This is a genomic window from Erythrobacter sp., assembly GCF_035194505.1.
Taxonomy (GTDB): domain Bacteria; phylum Pseudomonadota; class Alphaproteobacteria; order Sphingomonadales; family Sphingomonadaceae; genus Erythrobacter.
Genome location: NZ_CP136573.1, coordinates 3,010,274 through 3,023,299 on the forward strand (window position 1 = coordinate 3,010,274; position 13,026 = coordinate 3,023,299).

13 protein-coding genes are annotated in these 13,026 nt (G+C 65.6%); 10 read left to right on the top strand and 3 right to left on the bottom strand.

The annotated features are described in order from the left end of the window. The first annotated feature begins 42 nt into the window (after window positions 1-42). The 9 genes from RSE14_RS14470 to RSE14_RS14510 all read left to right on the top strand — a co-directional run bounded on the left by RSE14_RS14470 (window position 43) and on the right by RSE14_RS14510 (window position 8,983). Window positions 43-1,242: a parallel beta-helix domain-containing protein gene (locus tag RSE14_RS14470; RefSeq protein ID WP_324074827.1), complete on the top strand. Its 1,200-nt coding sequence runs from the start codon at window positions 43-45 to the stop codon at window positions 1,240-1,242. Continuing rightward, window positions 1,239-2,252: an SO2930 family diheme c-type cytochrome gene (locus RSE14_RS14475; protein WP_324074829.1), complete on the top strand. Its 1,014-nt coding sequence runs from the start codon at window positions 1,239-1,241 to the stop codon at window positions 2,250-2,252. Before RSE14_RS14470 ends, RSE14_RS14475 begins: the two co-directional genes overlap by 4 nt. Next, window positions 2,249-3,241 (top strand): alpha/beta fold hydrolase, encoded by a 993-nt coding sequence (locus RSE14_RS14480; RefSeq protein ID WP_324074831.1) that lies wholly within the window; start codon window positions 2,249-2,251, stop codon window positions 3,239-3,241. Before RSE14_RS14475 ends, RSE14_RS14480 begins: the two co-directional genes overlap by 4 nt. 86 nt (window positions 3,242-3,327) lie before the next feature. Then, a complete protein-coding gene (locus RSE14_RS14485) occupies window positions 3,328-4,032 on the top strand; it encodes an aspartate/glutamate racemase family protein (RefSeq protein ID WP_324074833.1) in 705 nt (234 codons plus the stop codon). A gap of 369 nt (window positions 4,033-4,401) precedes the next feature. After that, window positions 4,402-5,574, top strand: a complete 1,173-nt coding sequence (locus RSE14_RS14490) for a deoxyguanosinetriphosphate triphosphohydrolase (protein ID WP_324074834.1) — start codon at window positions 4,402-4,404, stop codon at window positions 5,572-5,574. Next, window positions 5,567-6,295 carry an NAD(P)H-binding protein gene (locus RSE14_RS14495; protein WP_324074835.1) on the top strand — a complete coding sequence of 243 codons (729 nt, stop codon included), beginning with the start codon at window positions 5,567-5,569 and terminating at the stop codon, window positions 6,293-6,295. The genes RSE14_RS14490 and RSE14_RS14495 overlap by 8 nt, the downstream gene beginning before the upstream one ends. Further along, complete coding sequence (locus tag RSE14_RS14500) at window positions 6,292-6,744, top strand: ABA4-like family protein (RefSeq protein ID WP_324074836.1); 453 nt, start codon at window positions 6,292-6,294, stop codon at window positions 6,742-6,744. Before RSE14_RS14495 ends, RSE14_RS14500 begins: the two co-directional genes overlap by 4 nt. A gap of 68 nt (window positions 6,745-6,812) precedes the next feature. Continuing rightward, complete coding sequence (locus RSE14_RS14505; RefSeq protein WP_324074838.1) at window positions 6,813-8,375, top strand: long-chain-fatty-acid--CoA ligase; 1,563 nt, start codon at window positions 6,813-6,815, stop codon at window positions 8,373-8,375. Further along, on the top strand, window positions 8,375-8,983 hold the full coding sequence (locus RSE14_RS14510) for a DUF938 domain-containing protein (RefSeq protein WP_324074840.1): 609 nt from the start codon (window positions 8,375-8,377) through the stop codon (window positions 8,981-8,983). Before RSE14_RS14505 ends, RSE14_RS14510 begins: the two co-directional genes overlap by 1 nt. A gap of 112 nt (window positions 8,984-9,095) precedes the next feature. Here the strand turns inward: RSE14_RS14510 and RSE14_RS14515 are convergent, their stop codons facing one another. The 3 genes from RSE14_RS14515 to RSE14_RS14525 are packed head-to-tail and all read right to left on the bottom strand — an operon-like array spanning window position 9,096 to window position 12,435. Continuing rightward, a complete protein-coding gene (locus RSE14_RS14515; protein WP_324076941.1) occupies window positions 9,096-9,869 on the bottom strand; it encodes a TonB-dependent receptor domain-containing protein in 774 nt (257 codons plus the stop codon). Further along, entirely contained in the window at window positions 9,870-11,204 is a 1,335-nt protein-coding gene (locus RSE14_RS14520; protein WP_324074841.1) for a TonB-dependent receptor plug domain-containing protein, read from the bottom strand. Continuing rightward, window positions 11,191-12,435, bottom strand: coding sequence for a GTP-binding protein (locus tag RSE14_RS14525; RefSeq protein WP_324074843.1), 1,245 nt, complete (start codon window positions 12,433-12,435; stop codon window positions 11,191-11,193). Before RSE14_RS14525 ends, RSE14_RS14520 begins: the two co-directional genes overlap by 14 nt. An 83-nt stretch (window positions 12,436-12,518) precedes the next feature. Between RSE14_RS14525 and RSE14_RS14530 the strand changes: the two genes are divergently transcribed. Beyond that, on the top strand, window positions 12,519-12,929 hold the full coding sequence (locus RSE14_RS14530) for a MerC family mercury resistance protein (protein WP_324074844.1): 411 nt from the start codon (window positions 12,519-12,521) through the stop codon (window positions 12,927-12,929). Window positions 12,930-13,026: the final 97 nt, after the last annotated feature.

Below are 13,026 nucleotides of genomic sequence, written 5' to 3' on the forward strand. Positions count from 1 at the left end.
CCCCCCAATGCGCCACACTGCGCAGCGGAGAGGGAGAACATCATGAACCGCATCGCTTTTGCCGCCGCCTTGCTCGCGAGCACCGCGCCGCTGGCTGCCGAAACCCACCGCGTCGAGGCGGGCGAGGGCGCAGGCCAGCGCTTGCAGGAGGCGCTGATTCTGGCCGCGCCCGGCGATGTGATCGAACTGGGCGAGGGTCGCTTTGCGCTGACCGACGGGCTCAGCCTCGATGTCGACGGGGTGACAGTGCGCGGGGCGGGCATGGACAAGTCGGTGCTCGACTTCACCACCCAGGCGGGCGCGGGCGAGGGGCTTCTCGTCACAAGCGACAATGTCACCTTGCGCGATTTCGCGGTTGAGAACCCCAAGGGCGACGGGATCAAGTCCAAGGGCGCAGACAATATCGTCTATCATGCCATCCGGGTCGAATGGACTGGCGGGCCGAAGGCTACCAACGGCGCCTATGGCATCTATCCTGTCGAAAGCACCGGCGTGCTGGTGCAGGGCTCGATCGTCTCGGGCGCATCGGATGCGGGGATCTATGTCGGCCAGAGCCGCGACATCACGGTTCAGGGCAATATCGCCAAGTTCAACGTCGCCGGGATCGAGATCGAGAACAGCCGCAACGCGCTGGTCACGGGCAATGTCGCCACACGCAATACCGGCGGCCTCTTGGTGTTCGACCTGCCCGGTCTGCCCGTCATGGGCGGGGGCAATGTGATCCTGCGCGGCAATGTGGTGTCCGATAACGACACGCCCAACTTCGCGCCTCCGGGCAATATCGTCGCCAGCGTCAGGCGTGGCACCGGCGTGCTGGTGATGGCCAATGACGGCGTGCTGATCGAGGACAACGCCTTCGACAACAACCCCACCGCCCACGTGATGGTGGTGGCCTATGTCCAGCTCTTCGAGGATCCGCGCTACAACCCCTATGCCCGCAACGTGATCGTCGGGCCCAACGCCTTCGGGCGCGGGGGGGATGATCCGCAGCTTGATGGCAAGGAGGCGCTGCTTGCCGCTTTCGGCGGAGCGCTGCCGCCGGTGCTCTGGGACGGCATCAAGGAGGACGAGGACACCGGCCTCAGGATTGCCGAGGGGGTGACGGGCTGGACGCTCAACCTCTCGAAGCCTGGCCAGAGCCTTGCCGAAGCCCAGCCCGGGCCGCTGGAGCTGACCCCGCTGGAAAGCTGGGCCTTCCCCGATGTCGGCGCGCCCGCCGAGCTGGAGGCGCGGCTGAAGTGAAGCGCGGCCTCGGCCTCCTTGCGCTCGCTTGCGCCACCTTTGGCGCGGCGCTGGCCGATGCGACGGTGCTGGAGCCGGCGCCGGTCAATGATGCGGCGATTATGGGCTCGGGTTTTCCCAAATCCTTAAGCGAATATGCCTTCTTTCAGGATGGGCGCAGGCAGGATCCGGGCGCGCGGGTTCACCCTTACGCGCTCAACACCCCGCTGTGGTCGGACGGGGCGGAGAAGCTGCGCTTCATCTACCTGCCCGCAGGCACGCAGCTTGCCGCCGACGGGGAGGGCCTGCTGCGCTTTCCGGTCGGCGCGGCGATCATCAAGACCTTTGCCTTTGGCGAAGGGGCCGAGCGCCGCCTGATCGAGACCCGCGTGCTGCTCCACCGCGCGGAAGGCTGGGTGGCGCTGCCCTATCGCTGGAACATCGAGCAGACCGACGCGACACTGGCGCTGGCGGGCGGGCGGGTCGACCTCACCACACCGGCGGGGGAGGCGATCTCCTATGCCATCCCTAACAAGAACCAGTGCAAGACCTGCCATTCCAAGGACGGCGCGGTGATCCCGATCGGCCCCAAGGCGCGCAATCTCTCCGCCGATTGGCTGGGCGACATGAGCGCCAAGGGCGTGCTGGCGGGCGACATTGCGGGCGGCAATCGTCTGCCCGACTGGCGCACCCATGCGACCGGCCCCGCTGCGCCGCTGGCGCGCGCCTATCTCGATGTGAACTGCGCCCATTGCCACCAGCCGGGCGGGGGCGCGTCCAATTCGGGCCTCGATCTGCGCTGGGAGCAGCAGGACGCGCACGCGATCGGCATCGCCAAGCGCCCGGTCGCGGCGGGCCGCGGGGCTGGCGGACATGATTTCTCGGTCGTGCCGGGCGCGCCCGACGCCTCGATCCTGCTCTACCGGATGGACAGCGCCGAGCCGGGCATCGCCATGCCCGAACTCGGCAAATCGAGCGTCGACAAGGATGGCGTGGCAGTGGTGCGGCGCTGGATTGCGGAGATGAAATGAAAAAGTGGCTTGTGCGCGCAGGTTTAGCGCTTTTCGGCATCCTCCTGATTGCCTTCCTCGTGTTGCGCACGCCCGACACGGATGTCGCGGAGATGCGCGCGAAATACGGCGCTCCCCCGTCGCAATTCGTGGAGATCGGCGGCGGGGTGACTGTCCACCTGCGCGACGAGGGGCCCAAAGACGCGCCCGCGATCATCCTGCTCCACGGCTCCAATGCCGATCTCCACACCTGGCAGCCGTGGGTGGAGGCATTGAAGGGCCAATACCGCGTGATCCGCTTCGATCAGGTCGGCCATGGCCTCACCGGGCCTGATCCGCAGGATGATTACTCCACCGCCAATTTCGTCGCCGATATCGGCGCGGTGGCGGACAAGCTGGGCCTTGAGCGCTTCGTGATCGGCGGCAATTCGATGGGGGGCAAGCACGCGCTTGCCTATGCCATCGCCCATCCCGAGCGGCTGACGGGCCTCGTGCTGGTCGACGGCAGCGGCGGGCCGATGCTCAAGGTCGCGAGCGACAAGAAAGAGGAGAAGAAGGGCGGCGGCAATATCGGCTTCACCATCGCGCGCATGCCGGGCCTCAATCGCATTGCCGAGCAGATCACCCCGCGCTTCCTCATCCAGCAGAGCCTCGAACAGAGCGTATCGGTGAAGTCGGTGGCGAGCGAGGCGGCGGTGGATCGCTACTGGGAAATGCTGCGCTATCCCGGCAACCGGCGGGCGACGCTCACGCGCTTCAGCCAGCCCTATGACCCGCTCGCTGCGCAGGACATTGCCGCGGTCAAGGTGCCGACCCTGATCCTGTGGGGCGAGGAGGACCGCGTGATCCCGGTCGAGGCGGGATACTGGCTCGAAAAGACCATCCCGGGCAGCAAACTGGTGGTCTATCCCAGGATCGGCCACCTGCCGCAGGAAGAGGCGGTGGAGGCGACGCTGGGCGATCTCACGCCGTGGCTCGCGGCCCATTCCGGCAGTCTGCCCGCGCGGTAAGACGCACCGTTTTGCGGGCCTATGGACGCGAGGGAAAAAACCTCGCTACACCTCTTCGCACCTGCACATAAAAAGGGGACGCGGATTTGCGCAAACTCGGGATCATCGGCGGCATGAGCTGGGTGTCGACCGCCATGTATTATGACCGGATCAACCGCATCGTCCAGAAACGCGCCGCCCCGATGGCGTCTGCTCCGCTCCTCATCGAAAGCCTCGATTTCGCCCAGCTCTATGCCCTGCGCGAAGAGCGTGACTGGCAGCGCGCCGCGATTGTGCTCACCGAAAGCGCAAGGCGGCTGGAAGGGGCAGGGGCCGAAGCGCTGATCATCGGCGCCAATTCGATGCACCGCCTCTATGATGATGTCGCGGCGGCGGTGAACATCCCCATCCTCCACATCGCCGAATATGTCGGCATGGCGATCAAGCGTGCCGGCCACACCAATGCCGCCCTGATCGGCACCCGCAACGTCATGACCGAGAGCTTCTATCGCAAGCGTCTCGTCGCCCACGGGATCGATCTGCTGCCGCCGGAGATGGCCTTCGTCGAGATGCTCGACAAGATCATCTATGACGAGCTGATGGTGGGCAAGGTCACCCGCGAGGCGCAGCGCCAGATGAAGACCATCATCACCAACATGGCGCAGGACGGGGCGCGGGCGATTGTGCTCGCCTGCACCGAACTTGATCTGGTGGTCGATGTCGATGCCAATGTCCTGCCGGTGTTCGACAGCACCCGCATCCATTGCGAGGCGGCGGCGAACTGGATTCTCGATCAGGAAGGGGTCCACTGAGCGCGCCCGGACAGCCGGATCCCGCCGGATCCCTGTGATTGAAATGATACAACGTTGCCGGAAAGTGCATGAATTACCGGCTCGTCCTTAAACTGAAACGTTCCGGCGCATGGCCGGGTTGCAAGGGGTGCAACCCCTTAACGTTGACGTTAGGGGCACGCTCGGAATTTGTCAGAGCGACAAGCGATGGCGGTTCCGGGTCTTCGGGTCGCACCGACAGGCCCTTGGGGCCGCCTCACCTTCCCCCCCAACACCGGTAGGCGGCCCCATATCTCCCCGCTTCCAGCCGCTGTTCATCCGCCCCTTTGTGCAGGGTTCCCGCTGTGTTCCGGTTGAGCGCTTTCCTGTCCTCACCTAAGCGCTTGTGAGATGACCCGCGCCCCCTACGCCGCCGATCCTGACGCCCATGGCCCCAGAGAATTCGGGCGAGAATCCTCCGCCGCGTCCGGCGAACAGCGCGGGCCGCGCAGCGCCTTCCAGCGTGACCGCGACCGCATCATCCATTCGATGAGCTTCCGGCGGCTGAAGGCCAAGACGCAGGTCTTCATCGCGCCCTTGGGCGATCACTATCGCACCCGCCTCACCCACAGCCTTGAAGTCGCGCAGATCGGCCGCGTGATTGCCCGCGCGCTGGGGCTGGACGAGGATCTGACCGAGGCCCTGTGCCTCTCGCATGATCTCGGCCACCCGCCTTTCGGTCATGCAGGCGAGGCGGCGCTCTCCGAAGCGATGACGCGCCACGGCGGGTTCGATCACAATGCCCAGGCGCTGCGCACGGTGATGCGGATCGAGTGTCCCTATCCCCAGCATGACGGGCTCAATCTCACATGGGATCTGCTCGAGGGCCTCGCCAAGCACAACGGCCCGGTGATCGCGCCGAACTGGGCGCTGGCGGAGCTCGACGAGGCCTTCCCGCTGATGCTCGGCACATGGCCCTCGCTTGAGGCGCAGGTGGCGGCGGTGGCGGATGATATTGCCTATGACAATCACGACATCGACGACGGGTTGCGCGCAGGGTTTCTCGAACTCGATGACCTGCTCACCCTCGATTTCGTCGCGGACCAGTGGCGTGCGGTCGAAAAGCGCTTCCCCAATGCCCCGCGCGAGCGCCTGCTGCGCGAGATGGTGCGGGATTCGATCGGGCTGATGGTGAACGATGTGCTCGAACATACGCGAGAACAGGTGAAGGGCCTGCGCTCGGTCGCCGAAGTGCGCGAGGCCGGGCGGCAGTTGGCCGGCTTCTCGCCCGCGATGGCCGCGCAGGAGCGGCGCCTCAAGTCCTTCATGTATGAACGGCTCTATTACCACCCCGAGCAAGTGGCTGCGGCAGAGCGCGCGCGCGATGTCGTCGCCCGGCTGTTTGCGGCCTATGCGCAGGACACCAGGCTGATGCCCGAGGACTGGCAGGCGCGCCTGCCCGCCGCCGATCCGGGCCGCGCGCGGGTGATCGCCGATTTCATCGCGGGGATGAGCGATCGCTTTGCGATGCAGGCCTGCACCGCGATCTATGGCGAACGGCCGGCGGGGCTGATCAATGTCTGACGCGCGGTCTTTGGCGCGGGGGCCCGTTCGCGTCGCGCTGGTCGGCGCGACCGGTCTTGTCGGGCGCAAGGTGATCGCAATCGCGAGCCTTGGAGACGAGGCGCGCATTCTCGGCATTGCCCGGCGCGAGGCGCCGCTGCCGCCGGGTGCGCGGATGGAAATGTTCGTCGCCGAGCCGGACAAATGGGCCGAGGTGCTCGAAGCCGTGCGCCCGCGCGCGCTGATCTGTGCGCTGGGCACGACGATGAAGAAGGCGGGCGGCGATCAATCGGCCTTCCGCGCGGTCGATTTCGATCTGGTGCTGAAAACGGCCGAGGCGGCCAAGGCGGCGGGCGTGCCCAACATGGTGCTGGTGAGCGCGGCGGGGGCCGATGCGCGCTCCAAGAGCTTCTACATGCGGGTGAAGGGCGAGGCCGAAGACGCCGTCTCGCGTGTGGGTTTCAAGCGGCTCGACATTCTCCATCCCGGCCTGCTGCGCGGCGAGCGGGTGTACGACCTGCGCTTTGCCGAGCGCGCCGCGATCATCGCTGCGCCGCTGATCGATCCGCTGCTGTCGGGCAAGTGGGAACGGTTCCGCTCGATCGATGCCGCGCTGGTGGCCGAGGCGGCATTGGGCCTTGCGCTGCGGCGGGCAGGCGGGCGCTTTACCCATGATAACGAGGCGATGCGCCGCGCCGCGCGCGAATGGCGGCGGGTGCGCGAGACGGGGGAAGAGGCATGATCGACTGGAACGCGGTGTTCTCCATGGTCAATCTGCTCGCGCTGATCGCGTGGGTGGGGCTGATATTCCTGCCGCGCTGGCCGGCGCTGCTTTCGGGCGTGCTCTATCTGGGCGTGGGCCTGCTGTGCCTGATCTATGCGACCGGGCTGATCGGGCTGCTCTCGGGCCTCATCCCCAAACCGCAGGGCGGTGGCGCGGATTTCACCACGATTGCGGGCGTGCGTTCGATCTTCGCCAGCGATCCGGGGGTGACGATCGGCTGGACGCATTATCTCGCCTTCGATCTGTTCGTCGGCCTGTGGATCGCGCGCGATGGCGATGCGAAGAACATCTCGCGTTTCATCCAGGCGCCGGTGCTGTTCGCGACCTTCATGGCCGGGCCGCTGGGGCTGGGCCTGTGGCTGCTGATCCGCGAGCCTGCCGCGCGCAAACAGGGCCGGTTTCGCTAAATCGCAGGTAGACCGGCGCGGCCGCTTCCGCTTAACTCTCGCAAACGCTTTTGGGAGAGAGCACGGCCATGGCACGTAACGCCTTTCACGATCATCAGACCTTCGATGCGATCATGCACTTCTGGGCGAAGGAGCGGCCTGATGGACACGCCTTCGATCAGGAGGGGCGGGTCACCACCTATGCCGAGGCCGATGATCTGACGCGGCGGCTGATCGCGCTGATGCAGGCGCGCGGCATTGCTGCGGGGGACCGGGTGGCGTGGCTCGGCAAGAACCGCGATATCTACTTCCTGCTCTATATCGCAGCGGCCCGCATGGGGGCGGTGATGGTGCCAATCGGCTGGCGCCTCGCCCCGCGCGAGATTGCCTATATCCTCACCGATACCGACGCGAAGCTGCTGTTTGCCGATGCCGATTTCGTCGAGACGGCGCATCAGGTGGCGGGCGATGTTCCGGCCAATCCCGAAGTGATCGAGGCCGAGGCCGCGCGCACCGCAGCGGCGGGCTTCGAGCCTGCTGACTATACCCCGCCCGGCCCGCATGATCCGGTGCTCCAGCTCTACACCTCGGGCACCACGGGCAATCCCAAAGGGGCGATGCTGTCGAACACCAATCTGCTGGGCCTGCGCAATGCGGGGGTTGCGGCAGGGCTCGACTGGCAGTTCTACGAGCCGGGTGACTGCATGCTCGTCGCCATGCCCTGCGCGCATATTGGCGGGACGGGGCTGGTGAATATCGCGGTGGCGAGCGGGGTGAGGAGCCTCGTGCAGGCGGAATTCTCCCCCGTCGGCGTGCTCGAAGCGATCGAGGCAGGCGCGACCCATATGTTCATCGTGCCGGCCGCCTTGCAGATGGTGGTCCAGCACCCGCGCGCGGCGACCACGGATTTCTCCAACCTCAAATATCTGATGTATGGCGCTGCGCCCATGCCCTTGGAATTGCTCAAGGAAGCGGTGCGCACCATGCCCACCACCAAGTTCCTGCAAGCCTACGGCATGACCGAAACCAGCGGCACGATCTCGATCCTCCCGCCCGAGGATCACTCCCTCGAAGGCAACCAGCGCATGCGCTCGGCGGGCAAGGCCTGCCCGGGCGTCGAGATCGAAGTGCGCGGGAGCGACAACAAAGAGGTGCCGCGCGGCGATATCGGCGAGGTCTGCATCCGCTCGCCCTCCAACACCGCGGGCTACTGGAAGCTGCCCGAAGCCACCGCCAAGACCATCGATCCCGACGGCTGGCTCCACACCGGCGATGCGGGCGTGATGGACGAGGACGGCTATGTCTACATCCAGGACCGCATCAAGGACATGATCATCTCGGGCGGCGAGAACGTCTATCCCGCAGAGGTGGAGAGCGCGATCTACGGCCACCCCGCCATCGCCGAGGTCGCGGTGATCGGCGTGCCGAGCGCCAAGTGGGGCGAGGAGGTGAAGGCCTGTGTCGTCGCCAAGCCGGGCATGGAAGTGGACGAGGCCGACGTCATCGCCTGGGCGCGCGAGCGGATCGCGGCCTTCAAGGCGCCCAAGAGCGTCGAGGTCATCCCGCTGATGCCGCGCAACGCCTCTGGCAAGATCCTGCGCCGCGAATTGCGCGCACCCTATTGGGAAGGGCAGGAGCGGCAGGTCTCCTGATGGCGAAGCAGCACGCGCCTGCCACCCTGCGCAACCGCGCAGCGATTGCCGATGTGCTGGCGCGTGAATTGCCGACGCAGGGCGCGGTGCTTGAGATCGCGGCGGGGACGGGCGAGCACGCGGTGTTCTTCGCGGGCCATTTCCCCGCGCTCCGCTGGCAGCCGAGTGATCCTTCAGCCGAGGCGCTGGCCTCGATCGCGGCCTACCGGGAGGATTACGCGGGCCGCAATCTCGCCGCCCCGCTGATGCTCGATGCCGCCGCACCCGAAAGCTGGCCGATCGAGCAGGCTGACGCGGTGGTGTGCATCAACATGGTCCACATCAGCCCGTGGGAGGCGACCCTTGGCCTGTTTGCAGGCGCGGCGCGGGTGCTGGGGGCGAGCGGCGGCCCGCTGGTGCTCTATGGCCCCTATATCGAGGCAGGCGTGGAAACCGCGCCCTCCAATCTCGACTTCGATGCCAGCCTCAAGTCGCGCAACCCCGCTTGGGGCCTGCGCCGCCTTGAGGATCTAGATCGCGTTGCATCGGAGCATGGTTTCGAGCGCTCCAGCCGGTACGAAATGCCAGCCAACAACCTGACGCTCGTCTACAGAAAGCGTTCGCCGTAGAGCATGGAACGGCCTCGCAGTGTCCGCTTTTTGTGGACGCGAAAAAAGCTGCCGTTCGGCGATCGACCCCATATCGGCCTTCGGGAAGGACTCGGCGGGAGCCGTGTCAGTATCAGAACTGGTCCGAAATCGTGAAGGTCACAAACTCGCCGCGCTCCCGGTCCAGCACCTCGGTTCCGATGAAGGCCCCACTGCGGTCGGATGCGAAAAGCTGGCGGTCGCGCGGGAAACGGGTCTGGAACAGGTTGCTTGCCTCCAGTCGCATCTTGACCCCGAAGAACCGCGTCGTTTCTGCGAAGGCGGTGATGCGCCGTCCGCGTCGGTCAATGATCGACTCGTTGGCGAAGACGGTGCTGGTGCGCCGCGCGGGTTCATAAGTCATGCCCCAGGCGATCCGCGCGTCGCTCAGATCCTGTCGGAAATCGATGGCGATGTCGGGATTGGCAAGGCCCGTCACCACCCGCGTTTCTCCGGTGATCGGATCGCGGAAAGATGCGTCTCGGAAATTGGCCGAGATCTCGATTAGTCCGCCCTTGATGAAGCCGGAGAGCGGCAGCGCCGCCTCGGTCTCGATCCCCCACACCCGCGCCGAACCGGCATTGGCGAGGCCCGGCACTCCGCTCGGCAGGATCACCTGTTCGAGCACGTCTGCGCGCCATTCGTGGAAGGCTTGCGCATTGAGCGCGAAGCCACGGGGGAGACGCAGGTCGGCGGTTATACTGGCACGCCAGGTCTGGTCGGGGCCGAGATCGGGATTGCCCGCCAGCAAGCGATCATCCTCGGCATTGGCGGAGGCGGCGAAATCGTTGAAATCCAGTTGGCCGACAGTGCGGCGCATCGCGGCACGCAGCTGCACTGATCCCGAAGCCTGCCAGGTCAGCGCCAGCTAAGGCTTGAGAAATGTGAATTCATTGCGCCCGCTGGTATCGCCGGAAACAGTGATCCGCGAGAATTCCGCCGCCATCCCAGCCTCCAGCGTCCAGCGGGGGGCGAGCACCCAGGTGAGATTGCCGAAGGTCTCGCCGCGCCATTCGGAAACGGCGACATCCGATGCAGGCAGCGCGATCGGACGCACCCCGCCTGCATCTTCCACCTCAAGCGCGATGCGGGAATCGAGCCGGTTATAGGCCAGCTCCACCCCGAATTCGGGCCGCAAACCGCCTTCGAGCTTGCCGATCGTAACGCGCGTGAGCGCCTCGATGGGCATGCGTTGGGCGGCGAAGCGGTTGATTATCGGCGGGCTGGCGGGCGGCTGCGAGATGACATTGGCCGATCTGACCTCGCTAGCCTGCACCGAACCGAGGCCGAGCAGCTTCAGCACCCACCCATGTGCGACCTGACCCGTCCAATCTGCGCTCAGCTCGCCTTGCCAGAATTCGGAATCGAGACGGATATCCGAGCGGCGGTCTGCGGGGCCGCCATCGGGTTCGCGACCCAGAAAACCATCGCGTCCGGTCTCTTGGTAGTAACGGCTGTTGCCGAAGCGCGCGTTGATGGTCAGCGTTCCGCCCGCCAGCAGACGCTTGGCCTCGGTCGCGATGAAGGCATCGCGCAAGGTCGAAGGCAGGGTCTCCTCCTCAAACGCTACGAGCCTGCCGCCCGCATCGCGGCGGATGCGGTCGATGTTGTCAAACGTGAACTGTTCCCAGAAAGCGTTCACTTTCGTGGTGGTTGACCATGCGCCCAGCGGTGCAGTGAAGGACACCTCGCCGCGCGGGTAGACAAGGCCTGCCGGATTGCGTTCCAGCTCGCCCGACCAGGTGCCGGCAAAGCTCTGCGGTTTGCGGATGACGTTGGCGATCAGGCCCTGTCCGGCAGTTTCCCCGGCGCGCTGGGCACCGCGTGTCACCTCGATCCGGTCGATCGCATCGGCGGGGATGCGGCTGAGGAAGTCCTCGAGCCCGCCCGCTTTGATCGTCGGCCGCTCGCCATCGACCAGCACATTGCCCGCCGCACCTGCAAACCCGCGCAGCTCTGCGCCGGTATCGAGGCTGAACCCGGGCACGCGTTCCAGCAGTTCGAGTGCGGTCTGGGGGTAGAAGCGGTCAAAGAAGGCACGCGGATAGGCCTCGACCGCCGCGGCAGGTGGAGGTGCAGGCGGGGGCGGCGCCGTGTCATCCTGTGCCGCCAACGGGGCGCAATGGGCGAGCGAGACCAGCATTGCGCCCGCAGCAACCACCAGCCGGGTCTTGACCGATCCCGTCACCTCAAACCGGCTCAAGCACGGTCTGCGCTTCTCCCCAAGCTGGGAAGGGATCGTTGAGGCGCTCCCACTTGTCCGGAGTGAATTCGTCCGTGGGGAGCAGACAATCGTCGAGCGCCGCAGTGATCGCAGCCTTGTCCAGCCCGATGCCGATGAACACCAGTTCCTGCCGCCGGTCACCCCAAACGGCGTCCCAGTGGCGGATCACGAATTCCTCGAAACTGCCATCATCCGGCCAGCGGTTCTTCGGGACGGCGGCCCACCAGCGGCCCATGCGGCTGACGCTTTTCTGATGCCCGGCAATCGCCAACTCGCCGAGAAAATCGGTGCGAGTGGCGAGCCAGAAGTGGCCCTTGGCGCGGATCACCTTGTCGAGCGCATCGCCGGTCAGGAAGCGGTAGAACATCGCCGGGTGGAACGGCCGCCGCGCGCGGTAGACGAAGCTTTCGACGCCATATTCCTCGCTCTCCGGGCGGTGGCTGGCGTAGTCATAGAGCTCCTTCATCCACAGCGGGTGCTGTTCGGAACGCTCCTCATCATACAGTCCGGTATCGAGGATCGTGTCGAGCGCGACCATGCCGAAGTCCGCCTCAATGATCCGTGCATCGGCGTTCAATGACGCGACCACCTGCTTGACTGTGGCGAGCTGTTCGGGGCTTACAGCGCTCGCCTTGTTGACGATCACAACGTCGGCGAATTCGATCTGTTCGACGAGCAGGCCCACCAGAGAGCGATCATCGCCTTCGCCCGCCGTTTCGCCGCGCGCAGAGAGCAGATCCGTGCTCGAATAATCGGCCAGCAGGTTGAGCGCATCAACCACCGTCACCATGGTATCAAGCCGTGCGACATCGCCAAGGCACTCGTCATCTTGATCGCGGAACGAGAAGGTGGCGGCGACCGGCAGGGGTTCGGAAATGCCGGTGCTTTCGATCACGAGATAGTCGAAGCGGCCTTCCTCGGCGAGTGTGCGCACTTCCTTGAGCAGATCGTCGCGCAAGGTGCAGCAGATGCAGCCATTGGTCATCTCGACCAGCGTTTCTTCCGCGCGGGACAGCGCTGCCTCGCCGCCGCGCACCAGATCGGCATCGATATTGATCTCGCTCATATCGTTGACGATCACCGCCACGCGCTTTCCCTCGCGATTGGCAAGAATGTGGTTGAGCAGCGTGGTCTTGCCCGCGCCGAGAAAGCCGGACAGCACGGTGACGGGCAAGCGGCGATCGGCAGGTGAGAGGGAGATTGCATTCATGCGTCAACTCCTGTCGGCTGATACTTGAAACGGGGCGCGAGGCCATTACGTTATGTTGTATCATAACTCAATAGGGGCGTGGGATGGCAACTTCACTTCCATCGGCGGGCGGCGAGGCGCCGTGGCACCGCTTGGGCATCGGCCTCTCGGCGCTTTGCCTTTTGCATTGCCTTGCGCTTCCGTGGCTGCTCGCGAGCTTGCCAGTGGTGATGCTCGCCGCTTTGCCAGAGGCGTTACGCGACGAAGAATGGCTCCACGCTGCGTTGATCATCCCGGTGATCTTCGTCAGCGGGCCAGTGCTGCTGCGCGGCAAGCCGGGCCATTGGCAGAGCGGACTGGTGCTGGCAGCCTTCGCCGCATTGATCGGCGCGCTGTTCACCGCAAGCGAGGTGGCCGATCAAATGCTGACAGTAACCGGAGCGGCGTTGTTGCTGGCCGCACACGGGGCGAGACTGCGACGAGGCCATCAGCATGGACCTTGCGGATTGGCCTAAGCGATGGTGCAAGGCGGCCCGATCACAATCTGAGCGCAGCGAGACGGGGGGTGAGCCGCCGTTTCGCATGGCCCCTATATCGAGGCCGAGGCGCTGG